The 19121-nt window shown below is 27.9% G+C and carries 16 protein-coding genes; all 16 read right to left on the bottom strand.

What is annotated here, in order from left to right; genetic code table 11:
• Positions 1-48: 48 nt before the first annotated feature.
• Entirely contained in the window at positions 49-1110 is a 1062-nt protein-coding gene (lpxB, locus tag Q4A58_RS00570) for a lipid-A-disaccharide synthase (RefSeq protein ID WP_303115469.1), read from the bottom strand.
• Between the two features lie 25 nt (positions 1111-1135).
• Positions 1136-1939, bottom strand: a complete 804-nt coding sequence (locus tag Q4A58_RS00565) for an LpxI family protein (protein ID WP_303115466.1) — start codon at positions 1937-1939, stop codon at positions 1136-1138.
• Positions 1939-2712 carry an acyl-ACP--UDP-N-acetylglucosamine O-acyltransferase gene (lpxA, locus tag Q4A58_RS00560; RefSeq protein WP_303115464.1) on the bottom strand — a complete coding sequence of 258 codons (774 nt, stop codon included), beginning with the start codon at positions 2710-2712 and terminating at the stop codon, positions 1939-1941. The genes Q4A58_RS00565 and lpxA overlap by 1 nt, the downstream gene beginning before the upstream one ends.
• A 15-nt stretch (positions 2713-2727) precedes the next feature.
• Positions 2728-3153 carry a 3-hydroxyacyl-ACP dehydratase FabZ gene (fabZ, locus tag Q4A58_RS00555; protein ID WP_022819156.1) on the bottom strand — a complete coding sequence of 142 codons (426 nt, stop codon included), beginning with the start codon at positions 3151-3153 and terminating at the stop codon, positions 2728-2730.
• A gap of 99 nt (positions 3154-3252) precedes the next feature.
• Complete coding sequence (gene lpxC, locus Q4A58_RS00550; protein ID WP_303115459.1) at positions 3253-4083, bottom strand: UDP-3-O-acyl-N-acetylglucosamine deacetylase; 831 nt, start codon at positions 4081-4083, stop codon at positions 3253-3255.
• A gap of 15 nt (positions 4084-4098) precedes the next feature.
• Positions 4099-6300 (bottom strand): ATP-dependent helicase, encoded by a 2202-nt coding sequence (locus Q4A58_RS00545; RefSeq protein WP_303115457.1) that lies wholly within the window; start codon positions 6298-6300, stop codon positions 4099-4101.
• Between the two features lie 155 nt (positions 6301-6455).
• Complete coding sequence (locus tag Q4A58_RS00540) at positions 6456-8804, bottom strand: aminotransferase class I/II-fold pyridoxal phosphate-dependent enzyme (protein WP_303115454.1); 2349 nt, start codon at positions 8802-8804, stop codon at positions 6456-6458.
• A 333-nt stretch (positions 8805-9137) separates the two neighbouring features.
• On the bottom strand, positions 9138-9911 hold the full coding sequence (locus Q4A58_RS00535) for a sulfite exporter TauE/SafE family protein (protein ID WP_303115452.1): 774 nt from the start codon (positions 9909-9911) through the stop codon (positions 9138-9140).
• 27 nt (positions 9912-9938) lie between these two features.
• Positions 9939-11006, bottom strand: a complete 1068-nt coding sequence (gene aroC / locus Q4A58_RS00530) for a chorismate synthase (protein ID WP_303115450.1) — start codon at positions 11004-11006, stop codon at positions 9939-9941.
• Entirely contained in the window at positions 10987-12255 is a 1269-nt protein-coding gene (gene aroA / locus Q4A58_RS00525; RefSeq protein WP_303115448.1) for a 3-phosphoshikimate 1-carboxyvinyltransferase, read from the bottom strand. The genes aroC and aroA overlap by 20 nt, the downstream gene beginning before the upstream one ends.
• 32 nt (positions 12256-12287) lie before the next feature.
• A complete protein-coding gene (locus Q4A58_RS00520; RefSeq protein WP_303115445.1) occupies positions 12288-12779 on the bottom strand; it encodes a hypothetical protein in 492 nt (163 codons plus the stop codon).
• Between the two features lie 23 nt (positions 12780-12802).
• The gene (gene glpX / locus Q4A58_RS00515; RefSeq protein ID WP_303115443.1) at positions 12803-13849 is read right to left on the bottom strand and encodes a class II fructose-bisphosphatase; all 1047 of its coding nucleotides are present in this window, start codon (positions 13847-13849) and stop codon (positions 12803-12805) included.
• 11 nt (positions 13850-13860) lie between these two features.
• Positions 13861-14133, bottom strand: a complete 273-nt coding sequence (locus Q4A58_RS00510; protein WP_303115441.1) for a septum formation initiator family protein — start codon at positions 14131-14133, stop codon at positions 13861-13863.
• A gap of 7 nt (positions 14134-14140) precedes the next feature.
• Positions 14141-14650 (bottom strand): peptide deformylase, encoded by a 510-nt coding sequence (def, locus tag Q4A58_RS00505; protein ID WP_303115439.1) that lies wholly within the window; start codon positions 14648-14650, stop codon positions 14141-14143.
• Between the two features lie 17 nt (positions 14651-14667).
• Positions 14668-16965 (bottom strand): primosomal protein N', encoded by a 2298-nt coding sequence (priA, locus tag Q4A58_RS00500; protein WP_303115437.1) that lies wholly within the window; start codon positions 16963-16965, stop codon positions 14668-14670.
• A gap of 13 nt (positions 16966-16978) precedes the next feature.
• A complete protein-coding gene (locus Q4A58_RS00495; protein ID WP_303115527.1) occupies positions 16979-19027 on the bottom strand; it encodes a penicillin-binding protein in 2049 nt (682 codons plus the stop codon).
• Between the last annotated feature and the right edge of the window lie 94 nt (positions 19028-19121).

The raw sequence follows: 19121 nt of genomic DNA, 5'->3' as shown, positions 1-19121 counted from the left end.
ATTTTTCTCCGCTATCAAATTTTTGCTATTCTTATAAAGGGAACTAATCTATTTCATTAGAAAATCTGCATAACCATCTATTACTGATTTTCCTGATATTTTTTGTCTCATCATTTCTAATTTAAGAAAAATCTCTTCTTTTTTTCCCTCTAAATTTTTTATACTATCTATTATATTATCCGATGTACATTCTCCCTGTATTAGTTCAGGAAATATCTCACTATTTAAAATTAAATTAGGTAAAGATATAAAGCCTACTTTCAAAATATATTTACCTATAAAATAATTAATGAAGCTTGTTTTATAAACTACTATACTTGGTAGATCTAGTAATGCTAACTCTAAAGTAACAGTACCAGATGTAGCTATTGCAATTTTAGATTTTTTTGAAATATCTGTCAACTTCTCCTCAATCTTGATTTTTACATTTTTATATTTTGAAATTTCTTTTGTGTAAACTAAATCATTTTTACTATTTAATTTCAATATAAATTTTTCATTCCCTAATTTCTTAACTAACTCTAGAAAAATAGGTAACATTGATTTCAATTCCTGTTTTCTACTCCCTGGCAATAATAGTATATCATCTCCCTTTTCAATATTTTTTTTATATATGTCTGAAAAAGGATTTCCAAAATAAATAACTTCAACATTATGTTTTTTATAGAAAGTTACTTCCCAAGGAAATATTACCATTATATGATCAGCCAATTTTAATTTATCTATTCTTCTTTCTCCCCAAATCCAAAGCTTAGGTGGAATATAATAAAATACTTCTATACCTTTAATTTCTTTTTTTAACATTTCTAAAAATTTTAAGTTGAAACCTCCATAGTCTATTAAAATAACTTTTTTTATATTATTTAATTTAATAAAATCCATATAGTCTTGAGCTTTCTTTTTTAAAAATTTATACTTACTTAAAATTTGAGTGAAACCCATGACAGCTAAATCATCTATATTTTGAAGAACTTTTACTCCTTCTTTTTCTGATTTCTCACCCGCGACTCCAAAAAATTCAACACCTTTATACCTATTGTTTATACTTTTTACAAGATAAGAAAGATGCAAATCTCCTGAAGCTTCTCCACTTGAAACAAAAAATTTCATAGAACCACCCTTTGTTCCTAAATTTCTATATTTTTTTACCTACTATAAAAAGTCCTTTTTCATTAGCAAATTTGATACATTCTTCTTGATCTAAAAACATCATCTTTTTTGCTTCAGCAACTATTCCCTTAGCATTATTTTCATAAGCTATTTTTAATGTATTTATACCTATTGTTGGTATATCTACCCTCATGTCTTGCTGTGGCCTTGACATTTTAACTATAATATTATTCTTATTTGAATAAAGACCTGCTCTTTTTATTGTTTCATCTGTTCCCTCAATACCCTCTATTGCAATTACAGACATATCTCTACATACAACTGTTTGTCCTGCATCAACACGACTTAATGCTTTTGCAGCCTCTATACCAATTTTTATAGTTTTTTGGTCCTCTTTGTTAGGAATTACATCTGTATAACACCTATCTTCAAATAAAAATTTTTTCATTAAATAACTCTGAGGTAAAACTTTTATTTTATTTAATCTTAAAAATCCGATAATTGCAAAAAGGAGAGTTTCATCTTTTTTATCTGGAACAATTTCCATTATCCGCTCTCCATATTTATCAAGTATTAAGTCCTCAAAGATAAGTTTTTTTTCTACCTTACCTAACATTACTATTTTCTTTATATCATTTTTAAGCAAATATTTTACTATCTCTCCTATGTTTCCTATATTAAATTCAACATAGTTTTCTATTTTTTTAATATTGACATTTATAGTCGGAAAAAGACCTATGGGATATATAAGAATATTGTTTCTTTTGGCTTCTTCTATGAAATAAAATGGAAAATCTCCATTTCCTACAATAAGCCCTATTTTATCCATTATCTTGCAATCCCCCTACTACTACTTTTTATAAAATCTACTAAATACATAATATTTTTATCTTGATTAAAGTTTCTTTCCAGCTCTTCTATGGCATCCTTTAGTGGAGCATTTTGCCTAAACAAGATCTTATAAGCCTTTTTTAAATTGGATATATCTTCATCTGTAAAGCCTCTTCTTCTTAATCCTACACTATTTAGACCCCTTACAATAGCCTTATTTCCTTCTGCCAAAACAAAAGGACAAATATCTTGATTAACTGCACTAGCTCCTCCTACCATACAAAAAGAGCCTATCCTTGTAAATTGATGTACTGGAGTAAGTCCCCCGATTATAGCATGGCTATCTACTACAACATGCCCAGCAAGAGTTACGTTGTTTGCTAATATACAACCATCACCAACTATTACATCATGGGCAATATGCACATAGGCCATAAGTAGATTATTATTTCCTATTCTTGTTTCCCATCTATCATCTGTTCCTCTATGAATAGTTACAAATTCTCTTATTGAATTATTAGAACCTATTATTGTTTTTGTTGGCTCATTTTTATATTTCAAATCTTGATTTGCCTTTCCTATTGAAACAAAAGAATAGATGGTGTTACTCTCTCCAATCTCTGTAATTCCTTCAACAACAACATGTGATTGTAAAATAGTTCCTCTTCCTATTTTTACATCTTTTCCAACTATACAATAAGGGCCTATTTTCACTCCATCTTCTAAAATGGCTCCCTGCTCTACAATGGCAGTGCTATGTATTTCTACCATTTTGTGCCTCCCTTACTATTTATCTGCTATACAGAAAGTGAAGCTTGCCTCTGCAACTACTTTTTCATCTACATAAGCTTTTCCACTTGCTTTTACAAAATTTCTTTTTATTTTATCAACTTTCACATCATAGATTATTGTGTCCCCAGGTTTTACAGGCAGTTTAAATTTAGCTTCATCAATACCAACAAAATATGGAACTTTTCCTTCTATTCCTTCTAAAACAAAAACTCCTAGACATTGAGCCATTCCTTCAACTATTAAAACTCCTGGCATTATAGGATGCCCTGGAAAGTGTCCATTAAAAAATTCTTCATTTATAGTTACATTCTTTTTCCCTTTAATTGACTGCTCTTCCTTATTCATATCAATTATTCTATCCACCAATAAAAATGGATATCTGTGTGGTATTCTTTCCATTATTTCTAAAACATTTAACATCAATATTCCTCCTGAAATTTATTTTTTTATTTTTATTAAAAAAGTTAATTTAATATGATAAATTATAATTTTTTAACTTATGAAATATTCTATAACAACCTAACTTATTTTATTCAATAGTTGAGAAAACTCAACGTCTATAAGATGACCAGCTTTAATGGCTATAATATGAGCTTTTATTGGTCTATTTAATATTTTTAAATCTCCTATTATATCAAGCATCTTATGCCTTACAAATTCATCTTCAAATCTAAGACCTTCAGGATTTAAAACTCCATCTTTTTTTATCACTATAGCATTCTCTAAACTCCCTCCCAAAGCCAGATTATTCTTCTTCAAATAATCTATCTCATAGTCAAAACAAAAAGTTCTTGCAGGTGCTATTTCACTTTTATAAGTTCTCTCATCTATTTCAAACTCAGCTAATTGTGATTTTAAAAATGTATGATCAAACTTTATTGTATAAGTTAATTTATAACCATCATAAGGAAGTGCTATAACATGCTTATCACCTTTTGAAAGATATATAGGTTCTCTTACAACTATTTCTTCAATATCTTCCTCAAGTTCTTGAACTCCTGCATTCTCTATAAGTTCAAGAAATTTTAATGCACTACCATCACATATTGGAAACTCATTCCCATCCAATTCAACAATTAAATCTGTAATTCCTTTAATATACATAGCAGACATAAAATGTTCTATTGTAAAAACTTCTGCTCCATGTTCATTTCTCAAATTAGTTCCTCTTGTTAAATCAAAAGTATTGTCAGGACTTAAATTTATTATATTTTTTCCTTCTTCTAAATCCACCCTCTTAAAAACTATTCCTCCAGAATTTGCAGGAATCAATTTTAATTTTATCATTTCTCCCTTATGTAAACCTATTCCCTCATGTTTTATTTCATTTTTCAAAGTTTTTCTTTTCATAGTTTCCTTTCTTTATTATTCTACCTTTGTAAGAAATTTATCAGCAATTATATTTGCTATTTCCTTGTTTCCATCTACAAATTGCACTATTATTTTTTTATCTGTTATGTCCCTTACAACACCTAAACCAAATTTTTTATGTTTAACCCTATCTCCTACATAGAAACCTAATTTACAACTTACATCAGATTTTGTTATAGAGTTAGGAATTATATTTTTTGCTTCAAAACTAGATCTTTTATTAAATTTATCCTCAAAACTATTTGATTTAGTTGAGGATAATAAGGATGTGCTAGAAAAATCCCTACCTTTTTTCTTGAATTTTTCTTCATAAAGTTTTCTTGGAATTTCATCTAAGAATAAAGACTTTTTCATAACTTTGTCTTCGCCATAAAAAAATCTCAAATGTGAATAACTCAAATATAATTTTTTTTCAGCTCTGGTTATAGCAACATAGCAAAGTCTTCTCTCCTCTTCAAGCTCATTATCATCTGTTAAAGCTCTATTTCCTGGAAATATTTCATTTTCAAAACCTACTAAAAAAACTATGGGAAACTCTAAACCTTTTGAATTATGTATAGTCATAAGTTTTATATAGTCACTGCTTTCCTCCAAATCATCTGTTGCACTGACAAGAGATATATTCTCTATATATTCATTAAGACTTACGCTTCCAAGAACATTTTCTAGCTCTAATATAGAATTTTTAAATTCTTCTATATTCTCTATTCTACTCTCAAAATTATCATAACTATCCTTTATATGGTCATAATAAGCTATCTTTTCAATTAAATCATTAACTATTACAGAAGCTGTATCATAGGTTAAAAGTTCTTGAAATTCCTTTATCAACTTATATAAATTAAGTAACTTCTCCTTTGTGGATACTGTTAGCCCTGAAATTTCATTTACATGAGAAAGCACTTCAAATAAACTTATTGAATTAGAATTTGCGTATTCTTTTAGCTTTTCCAAACCCTTATCTCCAAGTTTTCTTTTTGGTACATTTAAAATCCTTGTTAAATTTAATTCATCCTTTGAATTTATTATGACTGATAAATAAGCAATTATATCTTTTATTTCAGCCCTTGCGTAGAAGCTTATTCCACCAAAAACCTTATGAGGAATATTATACCTCAAAAATCCTTCTTCAAAAACTCTTGATTGAGCATTTGTTCTATAAAGTATTGTCATATCTCTATAGGGAATTCCTTGTGAATGTTCTTCTTTTATTATTTCAATTATCTTATTTACCTCATCCCTTCCATTATCGCATTCAAGAATTTGAATTAAATTTCCACTCCCATTTTGTGTCCATAATTTTTTATCTTTTGAAGATTTATTATTTTTTATTACTTCATTAGCTGCCTCTAATATAGTTGAGGTAGAACGATAATTTTCCTCAAGTTTTATTATTTTAGAGTCAGAATAATTTTTTTCAAAATTTAAAATATTTGATATATTTGCTCCTCTAAACCCATAAATACTTTGATTTTCATCACCAACAACACAAAGATTTAAATGCTTTCTAGCAATCAAATCTATTATCTTATATTGTAAATTATTTGTATCTTGATACTCATCTATCATTACATATTTATATTTATCTTGAATTTTTTCTAAAATATGAGGCAATTTTAATAAATTATATGTATTTACAAGGATATCTGAAAAATCTATGGCATTATTAGTTTTTAAATTTCTATTATATCTCTCATATATTTCTGTAAAATTTTTATTTATATATTCAAAATCTTTTAAATCTAAATCTTCTTCTTTAATCTTTGAAATAAGGGAAACTATTTCTCTCTCTTTAATATTTTCTAAGCCATATTCTTTTAATATTCCTTTTACAACTCTTCTTTGGTCATCATTATCATATATTGTAAAGTTTGAATCATAAGATAATTCTTTTGCATACATTCTTAAAAGTTTTACTCCAAAAGAATGAAAAGTTGAAATAGTGCATTTTTTTGCATCTTCTCCAATTAAAGCTTCAACTCTGTCTTTCATTTCCTTTGCTGCTTTATTTGTAAAAGTTACAGCTAAAATATTATAAGGATTTATATTTTCATTTTTTATCATATTAGCTATTCTATATGTTATTGTTCTTGTTTTTCCAGAACCAGCACCTGCAAGTATCAAAATTGAACCTTCAACTTGTTTTGCCGCTTCTCTTTGTTTATCATTTAATTTTGCTAACAATTCAAAACTCATTAGTTAAATTCTCCTTCTTAAAATTAATTAATTATATCATATATAACGATAAAACAAAAATAATAATATTTTAAATAGCTAAATTTTAAAATTTAACTTATATTTTTATAAATAAAAAATCACAGTCAACATCTCTATCAACTGTGATTTTATTTTTAGTCTGGATTAGTCATATAAGAAACTATATCATTTATAAGCTCTGCCGTCTTACCATTAGTATCATTTACAGGGTTAAATTCAACTAAATCTGCAGATGTTACCCAATAATTTTTAAATAAGAATTTTAAAGTTTTAAATACTTCGTCTTCTGTAAATCCACTTCTAACAGGTACTGAAACTCCTGGTGCTATCTCAGGATCAATAGCGTTTAAATCAAAACTAATGTGTATATTATCTATAGATAGGTAATCTTTTACCTCTTCTAGCACATTATCAATTCCTTTTCTTAAGATTTCATCATAGTAAATTATTTTTATACCCAACTCTTCAATTATTTTTCTTTCTTCTAATTCTATTTCTCTAGCTCCAAAGATGATAACATTTCTACTATCAACCTTTGCTCCTTCATAAAAACAGTTTGCCAAATCTCTGTCTCCTATTCCCTGAAGTAACGCCAGAGGCATTCCATGAATATTTCCTGTTAAAGTACTTTCAGGTGTGTTCATATCTCCATGTGCACTTATCCAGACTAAACCAACTTCTTTTTCTAAAGTAACACCTGCCACGCTTCCTAAGCTTATTGTATGGTCTCCACCTATCATTATAGGTCTATAACCATCTTTTACAGCTTCATTAACAGTTTTTGCTATTTTTTCAGAAGTATGTAATATAGTATTTTTAAATTTCAATTTTTTATCATTAAAATCTTCCTTTTGCCTCTCAATAGATATTATTTCCATTTCATCAAAAGTATCTGGGTATGCTTGAAGAAGCTCATCAGGTCCAAATTCTGTTCCACTCTTATTAGCTCCTAAATTCATCTGAACACCTATAAGTTTATTTTTCATTTTCTCTGAATAAATATATACTGCATCTTCTTCTTCAATTACATTTATAGTTTCAAGATTAGGATCTTCCATTCCTTGTAAATGTAATTTTGCATCTTTAAGTTCCTCAATGTGATCTATTATATCTTGACTTATTCTCTCCCCAGCAATTATTATTGGAATACCTGGAGGATAGGCCATTATCATTTCACCACAAATCTTTCCAACACTCTCTTTGAAAAGTACTTTATTTTTTTCACTATAAAAAGCTTCTCTTGGCATTAAAACAAGCTCTGGAGTATCTGGTAATTTTATAAAATTCTTTTCTAATTGTTTAGCATTATTTATAAATCTCTTGCTGATGTCCCTTAAAGCTTCTAATAGTCTATTTATACTTTCATCAGTATCACCTATAGTTACAAGTCCTAAAGTATTGTAATAATCTGATAATTCCATTTGAATATTATAGTCATTGACAAGTAAGCTTTCTAATTCAAAGCCTTTAAGTCCCAATTCTTTTGCTGATATAGTTATTTTAGTTGGATCAAAGGCAAAAAAACCTTCTTTTCCTACAAGCTCTTCACCAAAACAATAAATTCCAGGTATTCTATTAGCTTCAGTTCTAAACCTTCTTGCAAGTGCTATAGTCTTTGTTAAAAGTTCTCTTCCTTGAGTTGCTATCTGTCTCCTCGCACAATCAAGAGACGCCATCAAAGGATAAGAAGGTGATGTTGTATGTAGTAAACTCAATATTTGCTTAACCTTAGCTGCATCTACCCTGTCTGAATTTACATGTATTAATGACATCTGTGTCAATGCCCCTAAAATTTTATGTGTACTTTGAGTACAAATATCTGCTCCAGCATCTACTGCTGATACAGGTAACTCTTCATGAAAATGTAAATGTGGACCATGTGCTTCATCAACTATTAAAGGTATATCATAACTGTGAACTATATCAGCTATTTTTTTTATATCCGTTGCCACTCCATAATAAGTTGGATTAATTATTAAAACAGCTGCTATATCTGGATCTTGTTTAAGCATATTTTCAACTGTTTGAGGTTTAACTCCCAAAGCTATTCCCAAATTTTCGTCTATCTCTGGATTCATATAAACTGGTTCTGATCCACTCAATATTATTCCTGCTGAAACTGATTTATGAACATTTCTAGGTACTAGAATTTTTTCTCCAGCTTTCATCACTGACATTATCATCGCTTGAATTGCTCCTGAAGTTCCATTTACTGCAAAAAAGCTATGCTTAACTCCATAAGCATCTGCTGCTAATTCTTGAGCTTCTTTTATACAAGATTTAGGATGATGCAAACCATCTACCATTGTAAAAATAGTAACATCCATGGTAAAAGGTCCTTCTCCCATAAAATCATAAAACTCCTTATCAACTCCCTTTCCTCTTTTATGTCCAGGAACGTGAAAAGGTAATATATCTCTGCCTACATACTCATTTTTCAAAACACTGAATAAGGGTGTTTTATTCTGATCTAGCTTTGACATTTAATTAAAACCTCCTTTTATTTAAGTTTAAAGGTGAAGTTAAAATTTAGTTTAATAAACACTAGAAATCTTACTTCACCTTATTTCATATTTTTCAAATACAAGCTATTTTATGTTTTTTATAATCAAATGTCAATAAAAATTTTTCCTATTATTCATATGCTTCAAATCCCATTTCTTACAAAATTTCATTGACTTCTTCCAAGGTTAAATTTTTAGTTTTTAAAGCATGCATTCCAAATATCAATATTAGCACAAATAATAATTTTTCATGCAACTATTTCCTATTTAAAAAATAAAGTTTAATAAACTTTTAAATACTTTTTTAAAAATTTAAAATACAACAGTAGATAGGTGAGCTATCCCCATTATAAATGAAAATAAAATCGCTAATACAAACATTTTTTTTACACTAGAATCTGAAAAATAATTTGCCATATTTCTTCCTAATATTCCGCCAACTACTCCACCAACAACCATTAAAACAAGTACTAAGTAATTTACATCAGGCATACCATAACTTATATGCCCATAAACTAAAGAGGCTATCTGTGAGAAAAAAATTATAAATATTGAGTTTAAACTGGCTTCTTTTGTAGATAAAGAAAATAAAAAAATTAATAGGACTACATTTAATGGTCCTCCACCTATACCTAAAAAAGCTGATATAAAACCTAATAAAAATCCAACTAAGGCTACAACTATTTTTGAACTTATTCTATATGTTTTTATATCTTTTCCCTTCAATAAATATACAATTATTAAAAACATAAGAATTGAAAAAATAGTTGATTGAGTTGGAATTATTACATTGCCGTAACTCTGTCTAATATGTTCAAAGATTTTCTTGCCTATTATGCCTCCGATTATACTACCAATTGATAAAAAAATAACTGTATTATAATCAATTCTTACTTTATTTCTTAATTCCTTTAACATTGCTGATAAGGACATTGCAAAAACAGTGATAGAAGACATAATATTTATAACCTCTACCGAATCTTTCCCAAATAAATCTAATATGGGCTTCATTAAAATTCCACTTCCAACTCCAGTTATAGAACCTACAATTGAAGTTATTAAAGCTACAAAAAAACCAAAAATCATTTTTTATTTTCACCTCTTAAAAAATAATTAAAGTATCTCATCTAAAATAACAAGTGCCATAATTGCCTCAATAATTGGTAAAACTCTGGGAACTATACAGGCATCATGCCTGCCATTTATTTTTAATACTTCCTCTTTCATGGTTTTTATATTTATCGTTTTTTGCTCCAAAGCAATTGAAGCAGTTGGTTTTATAACAACTGAAAATATAAGAGGCATCCCTGTTGAAAGTCCTCCTAAAATTCCTCCATTATTGTTAGTTCTCGTCTTAATTTTATCTCCTTCCAGCCTATATTCATCATTAGCTTCCGAACCAAACTTATCTACAAAATCAAAACCTATTCCAAACTCTATCCCTTTTACAGCTGGTACAGAAAAAGCAAGGTGAGCTATTTTACTCTCTAAACTATCAAAAAATGGAGACCCTAAGCCAACTGGTAAATTAAGACAAATGCATTCTATTTCTCCTCCTACAGAATTTCCTTCCTTTTTAACTTTTTCAAGAAAAGTTTTTGCTTCTTCTTCCAATTTAGAATTGAAAAATGCTAAATCTTTTTTTTCTAATTCTTTTAAAATTTTATAGCTAATATCTTCTGAAAATTTGTCATCTTCAATATGCTTTATTTTTTTTATATGAGAGTAGATTTCTATTTTTCTTTCTTTTAAAATATCCTTTGCTATAGCTCCTGCAAAAGCTAAAGCTAAGCTTATTCTTCCAGAAAAATGTCCTCCTCCTCTAAAATCATTAAAACCTTTAAATTTTATTTTTGCAGGGTAATCAGCATGACTAGGTCTTAATAAACTTTCTAAATTTCCGTAATCTTTACTTATAATATCAGTATTTTCAAAAATTATACAAAGAGGTGAGCCAGTTGTAAAACCATCTTTAAATCCACTTAAAATATTATACTCATCTTTTTCCTTTCTAGAGGTTGTAAAAGAGTTTTTTCCTGCTCTTCTTCTATCTATAAAAAAATTAATACTTTCAAAATTTAATCTTGTTCCTGCTGGTAATCCATCTATTACTATTCCTAAAGCTTGACCATGAGATTCCCCAAATATTGAAAGTCTTAATTTACTTCCCCATACATTCATTATATATACCTCCTAGGTAAGAAAATATATCCCAAAAATCTGGATATGATTTATTTACGCAAGTTGCATTATCCAACTCTATTTTTCCTTCATAGACAGTTGAAGCTATAGCTATCATCATTGCAATTCTATGATCATTATGAGAGGATAACTTTTGATTTTCTTTTTTTAAATCTTTATTTCCCATATAGTTAATCAATATTTCTTCCTCTCTTTCTTGAAGATCAAATCCTAATTTTGAAAGTTCTTGAACCGTAGCACTAAGTCTATCGCACTCTTTTATTCTAAGTCTTCTCACATTTATTATTTTAACTTTTTTATTTAAATAAGCTGCATATAAGCTAAATATCGGTATTATATCGGGGCAGTTAGAACCATCTATCAATATTTCTTTATTTTTAGTTTTTAATTTCTCTATTAAGGCTATTATTTCTTTATCTCCTTGTAAGGAGTTAATGTTTATATTTTTTATTTCTATACCTGAACCAAGCTCGTTCGCAACTAGAAAAAAAGCAGCCTGAGAAAAATCTGCTTCAACATCTATATCAATAGCATTATATTTTTGAGATCCTCCTATATAAATCTCTTTGTAGTCAATATTTTTAAAACTTATTCCAAATTTTTTTAAGCAATCTAAAGTTAAATCTATATAAGATTTAGATTCAAGGTTTCCCTTTATTTTTATTAAAGAATCCCCTTCTAAAAGAGGAAGGGCAAATAAAAGACCCGTTATAAATTGCGAACTCACATTGCCTATTATTTCATATTCTCCACTCTTTAATAAACCTTCTATTGACAATTTTCCTTCTTGATTTTTTAAAAATTTATATTCTATAGAGTTTTTTTCAAATATTTCAAAATAGGGTTCAAGTGGTCTTTTAAATAGACTGGACTTTCCTTTAAAAATTATTTTATTTTTTTTTGTCATCGATATTGGTATTAGAAACCTCAATGTTGAACCTGATTCATTACAATCAATTTGAACACTTTCATTTATGTCAACCACTTTTTCATTAGAAAAAGAACTACCATCAATAAGTAGTTCTCTATTAACTATTTCTATTTTTGCACCCAAATTTCTCATAGCAGATATAGTAGCGAAAATATCTTCAGATAAACTTATATTTTTTATTCTGGATTTTCCATCTGCCATTGAAGCTGCTATTATATATCTATGCAATATACTTTTAGAAGCTGGTGGGAACACTTTTCCTTTTAACTTAGATTTTTCCAAAACTATTTTTTTCATAAAAATCCTCTATATTACAATTAATTATAAGCTTACTTTTGAATTGAAAATTTACTTCCAGATAACTCTCTTAAAACAGAAATAAACCTAAGTTGCTGCCTCATATAAAGAGGAATTATAACCTGCTTTCTATCAAGAGTAACCATATCTATTACTGGAACAACTCTTTTACCCAACTTCATTTCTTTTAGAATTAAGCTTTCTGCATTAGAAAGTAACATATCCAATTTCCCGCTTTTTATTCTTCCACTTTCAGTATCAACTAAAATAGAATAAGTAAATATATTTTTAAATTGCTTTAAACCTAAACCTAGAAATATCATTCCTAAAATTAATAAATACCATTTTTTATAAACTGTAAATGAATATATTTGAAATAAACCTATGGCTATAAGGGGTATTGATATTCCATAACCCGCTATACTTTTACTCGAATTTAACCCAAATTTCTCTATTTTTTTTAATTTTAATTCTTCGTTTCTATTTTTTTCTAATTCTTTAAGTAAATCTTCATAAAATAACATAAGTATTCTCCATTTTTTATATTTTATTTTACCAAATGCGTTATCTTTTCATCTTTAAAATCTAAATTATGAATTGAATTTATATATCTAACTGTTTTTGATCTTCCTCTTACAACTAAAGTTTGTGTTCTAGCTATGCTACCTTTTCTTTTAACTCCTTCTAGTAGATCTCCACCTGTAATTCCTGTTGCTGAAAATATTATTTCATCACTACTCGCTAAATCTTCCAATTTCAAAATTTCTCCTACTTTTAAGCCCTGTGCTTCACATCTTGATTTTTCAAAATTTGATATTTTATCATTTTCAACAGAAATTCCTTTTACCTCGTTTCTAAGTTTTAATCTAGCTTGCATATCTCCACCTAAAGCTCTAATTACAGCCGCTGAAATAACCCCTTCTGGAGCTCCTCCTATACCATATAACATATCTACATCTGAATCTATCATACATGTTAAGATTGAACCCGCTACATCTCCATCAGGTAGAGCATAAACTTTTATTCCAAGAGCCTGTAAATCTTTTATTATTTGTGTATGTCTAGGTTTATCAAGAATTACTATCATAAGCTCTGATAAAGATTTATTCAAAGCTTTAGCTACAGCATTTATATTTTCAATAAGAGGCTTTGAAAGATCTATTTTCCCTTTTGCTTCTGGACCAACTATCAATTTTTCCATATACATATCTGGTGCTTTTAAAAAACTTCCTTTTTTTCCCACAGCTAAAACTGTAATTGCATTTGCTTGCCCCTGAGCTGTCATTCTTGTTCCTTCAATAGGATCTACTGCTATATCAACTTCTGGAAAAATTGTTTGTCCATCTTCTTCTTCATCTTCCTTAGAGTAAGCTCTTCCCACTTTTTCACCTATATATAACATAGGTGCTTCATCTATTTCACCCTCTCCTATTACTATTTCTCCATCTATAGCAAGTCTATTGAGCATCGTCCTCATTGCATCTACTCCAGCTTGATCAGCAGATTCTTTTTTTCCCCTGCCAACCCATTTATGTGCAGCTAAAGCTGCAGCTTCTGTAACTCTTGCAAATTCTAATGCCAGCTCTCTTTTCATTTTTCCTCCTATTAATTTTCAACTAATTTATAAATAACTTCATTTTCTTTTATCATCTTAAGCTTATTCCTAGCTATCTTTTCCTGTTCAAAATCTGTTTCCAACTTTTTTATAAAGTTTTCATATCTAATTATTTGCTCCCTAAGAACTTCTATCTTCTCTTCTGTCAATCTTATTTCATTTTCCAGATTTTCCTTTTTAGAAATATTACTCCTTATCTGAGGAATTACTTTTAAACTAAATAAGCTTATTATAGCTAAGCAAATAAAAAATTTTTTATCCATTTTTCTCTTATCCTTTTAAAGTTTCCTTTTTCAACATTTGTAATTTTTTTGCTATCATTCTTTTTGCCATAGGTGAAACCCTTTCAACAAAAAGTATTCCATTTAAGTGATCATATTCATGTTGCATAACTACTGCAAGAAAATTATCAGCCTCTTCTTCTACTTCTTGTGCATTTTCATTTAAATATTTTATATGAATTTTTTTAGGTCTCTCAACTTTTTTGAATATCCCAGGTACACTTAAACAACCTTCTTCATATTCTTGAATTTCTTCTGTTAAAGGAGTTATGACAGGATTTATAACTTTTCTAACAACTCCTTCTCCATTATCACAGACAAAAATTCTTTTACTAAGTCCTATTTGAGGTGCTGCTAGCCCTATTCCTTCTGTTGCATACATAGTCTCTACCATATCATCTAAAAATTTTCTAAATTCATCATTTATCTCTGATACATCAACCTCTTTAGCGACTTCTTTTAAAACTGCCTCACCATATTTTTTTATTTCATAAACCATATTTTATCCTTTCTTTATTAAAATAAATTAATTGGATCTATATCTATTACAATTCTCAAATCACTTTTTTCGAAACTTTTAATTTTTTTTCTAAGCTCTTTTTTAAAATCATCTATATCGTTTTTCTTTCCTTTAATAAAAATATTCATTCTATATCTTCTTTTTACTTTATATACCATGCTTGGCATAGGTCCATAAATTTCAATCTTTTCATTTTTTATAGCTTCAAATATATGTTTAGCTTCTTCTTTCAATTTTTCTTCATTTTCTGAACTCAAACCTATATTTATTATTTTGGAAAAAGGAGGATAGAAAAACATCTTTCTAAGCTCTATCTCTTTTTTATAGAAATTTATATACTTCTCTTCTCTACTGTTCTCTATTACATAGCTTTCATCTTGATAAGTCTGAATAATAACCTTTCCTTCCTTTTCTGCTCTTCCAGCCCGACCCGAAACCTGTGTTAAAAGCTGGAATGTTTTTTCTCCAGCTCTAAAATCTGGAAAATTTAAAATTATGTCCGCATTTATAACTCCTACTAAGGTAACATTTGGAAAGTGTAAACCTTTAGCAACTATTTGTGTTCCTATAAGAATACTATATCTTTTATCTAAAAAATCATTATATAAATTTTCAAAAAAATTTCTATCTTTTGAATAATCACCGTCCGCTTTTATAATAGGTACATCAAAGTATTTTTTTAATTCTTCCTCAACCCTTTCAATTCCTTTTCCACTATGGACTAAATTTTTACTTCCACATTTTGAGCATTTTCCTGAATAATTTTTTACTTTTCCACAATAATTGCACTTTAACTTTTTTATTCCATTATAATAACTCATTTTTATTGAACAATTTTCACATTCTTCAACATGACCACAATCTCTACATTGAATATAAGTAGAATAGCCCTTTCTATTTAAAAGGAGTATAATTTGCTCTTCTCTTTTTAAACTTTCTCTTATCTCTTTTAGAAGCTTTTTACTGAAAAAAATATCTTCCTCTTTTTTCATGTCTACTATTTCTATACTTGGTATTTTTGCATTTCCATATCTTAAATCCATATTTAGTAACTTATATATTCCCTTTTGTGCATAATAGTAGCTTTCTATAGAAGGGCTTGCTGAACCTAATATTAATTTTGCATTCTCTGTAAGGCATCTCTTTATTGCTACATATTTCGCATGATATCTTGGATTCATATCCTGCTTATATGTAGCTTCGTGTTCCTCATCTAAAATTATATACTTTAAGTTTTTTACAGGAGAAAATATGGCTGATCTTACTCCTAAAACTATTTTCTTTTCTCCACTATAAATACTTTCCCATTCCTTCGCTCTTTGATTATCTGTAAGTCTGCTGTGTAATATAGCTATATTATTTTTAAATTCATTTTTAAACTTAGCTATCATCTGTGGTGTCAAAGAAATTTCTGGAACTAAAAATATACTTCCTTCACCTTTAAAAAAAGCTCTCTTTATGAGTTCAATATACACTTCTGTTTTACCAGAGCCCGTTACACCTTTTAATAAAAAATACCTTTGTTCTGATTCCTCTATCTCTTTTCTTACAAAGTCCTGCTCTTTTGTCAAAATACTATTTTTTCTATTAATATTCTTCAAATTTTCTTTTAAAAACTCTTTTTTTTCATCTAAATCCGTTTTAATTTTTAAAAAACCCATGTCTACAACTTTTTTTATCTCAATTTTTGAGAAAACTTTTTCAAGATTTTCCTTTCTTATAATGGTTTTATTATAAAAATAATCAAAAACTTCTTTATTTTCATATTCTAGGGATAAAAACTTATCTATACTTATCTCTAATTTATTGCAATTTAGATTTAAATATTTATCTTGGAGCAATTTATCAATAACTGATTTTTTAAATTTAGTTTTAGCTGTTGAATAACTTATTTTTGCTAAATTTAAGATAAAATTTAATATCTTATTATTTCTATGTAGGGAAAAATCTGATTCATATAAATTTAAACAGTAGTTCTGTTTATATTTTATTTTTAAATTTTTGGGTATTAAAGTTTTTACAACACTATCATAGGAAGACAAATAATAATTTACAAGCCACTCTATAAGTTTTAATTGGTTCTTATTTAATTTAATTGAATTTTTTATTCCAGAACTTATATTTAAAATTTTAAAGTCAAAACTTTCATTCATATTTCTTCTTATAATAAGTGCAGACTTCTTTATATTTCTGAAAGGTACTAACACAAAGTCCCCCTCAGAAAATTCATCATTTATATCTGAATAGGTATATAGCTCCTTCATTCCATCTACATAGATATCAAAATATTGCATAATTTCTCCATTTTTATTTTAAAATAACCTTTATTCTTCTAATATTTTCTATATTTTCACCAGCTTGTGGACTTTGTTCTTTAACTAAACCTGTTCCTATTATTTCTATATCTACATTTTCATCTATAAATAATTCCATAACTTCTCTTGAGCTTATTCCTATTAAATTAGGCATTATTTTCTCTTCTCTATTATCAATTTTCTTATATTCTTGAGTTTCTTGAATTTGAGAATTTAATTTAGAAACATTTTGCAACAATACCTTGTCATCTTTTATTATTCTTTTAGCTATATTAGCAACCACTGGTGCTGATACATATCCACCAAATTTCTTATATTGCTCATCTGATTGCGGTCTCATAAACATAACCAATACAACATAACGAGGCTTTTCAGCTGGAAAAAATCCTATAAAAGATGCTAAATATTCGTTCTTTTCGTATCCAAACTTTCCTGCACTTAACTGTGCTGTTCCTGTTTTACCACCTATTCTATAGCCCTCTACAATAGCTCGTTTACCAGTTCCATCTGTTACTGTTTCTTCCATCATTTCTATAATGTCTTTAGAAACTTCAGGTTTTACCACTTCTCTTATCTTTTCTGGTATATTTCTCATTATTACCGTACCATCATTATCCGTTATCTTATCAACTAAATATGGTCTATATAGAGTTCCTCCATTAACAAGTGCTGAAAATGCAGTTATCATCTGTATAGGACTTACAACTATTCCCTGTCCAAATGCCATATTATTTTTTTTTAGCTTATCCCATTTTTTATATGGCACTGTATATGGTTTTAATTCATCAGGAAAATCAACATTTGTCTTATCATACAGTCCAAATTTTTTTAAATAATTTTCAAAAAGTTCGTCAGAAAAATAATCGCTTATTAATACCATACCAACATTACTGGATTTCATTACAACTTCTTTTGTACTTAATATTCCCTTTGTTGTTCTGCTGCTTTCCTTTATTGTCTTTTTATGTTTTAAGATACTCCCATCTCCAATATCAAATTTCGTATTCTTATTTATTAAACCCTCATTTAATGCAGCTGCAACAATTATAGGTTTAAAAATAGAACCTGGTTCATATTGGCTTTGAAAAATATTGTTTCTCAAAAGTTTTTTATCTCTTGATAAAGCTGAAATAGCTAAAACTTGTCCTGTATTAGGATCCATTATGATTCCATAAGCTTCTCGAGCCTTTGTTTCTTCAAATTGAATCCTCATCTCATCATTTAAAATATAGTTCATATTTGAATTTATTGTCAGATACACATTCTTACCATTTAAATCAGAATAAATAGTATCTTTAGATAATGGTAATATTGTTTTTTTATTAAGTCCATATAATTTTGATATAGCTCTTTTTCTTTCTATCAGATAATTTTCATACTGTTTTTCAATTCCTGAAATTCCAAGTTTTGTTTTTGAGTTATCTGTAAATTTAACCATACCTATAAGTTTTTCATATTCTTTTTCATGATAATAAACTCTCTCTATTATTTTTTGATAGGCTAGAGAAGTCTTATAATTTTTTTTACCAGATACATTATGCTCCTCTTCTAATAATTTATCTATTTTCTTTTTGGTCTCATCATCAATATTTTTAGCTAGAATTTTATACTTTTTATTTTTTCTTGCCATTTCTTTAAGTTCTTCTATGATATTTTTATTAAGTTTTATTAACTTACTCTCCAATATAAGCTTTATGTCCTTTAATAAATTTTCAGAATATTTTTCATCATTAAGTAAGCTAGGATTTACGTACATAGTATAAAGCCTTTTATTAAAAGCTAATTTTCTCCCTGTACTATCAAAAATTATTCCTCTTTCTCCCTCTTCTTCATTTTTACTTATTATCTGTTGGTTCATCATAGTTATATATTTATTTTTATCAAAAATTTGAATCTGCACCAATCTTAAAAAAATAACTAGCATAAAAAACGTAATTATAAATACAGCCATTTTATTTCTTATATAAAAAATCTGTTTTCTCTTTATATTTTTAAAAGAAAGTAATAAAAAAATAATATAGATAATTAAAGTTATAAGCATTACCAACAAAAAAAATTTTTTTTGGTTTATAAGCGAAAAAGACAGTGCAAAAAATATTAAGCTTGCTACTAATAATGCTATAATTTTTAATATT

This window comes from Fusobacterium sp. (genome assembly GCF_030528405.1).
Lineage (GTDB): Bacteria > Fusobacteriota > Fusobacteriia > Fusobacteriales > Fusobacteriaceae > Fusobacterium.
The sequence above is the reverse complement of the archived record's forward strand: the minus strand, read 5'-3'. Positions and strand labels throughout refer to the sequence as shown.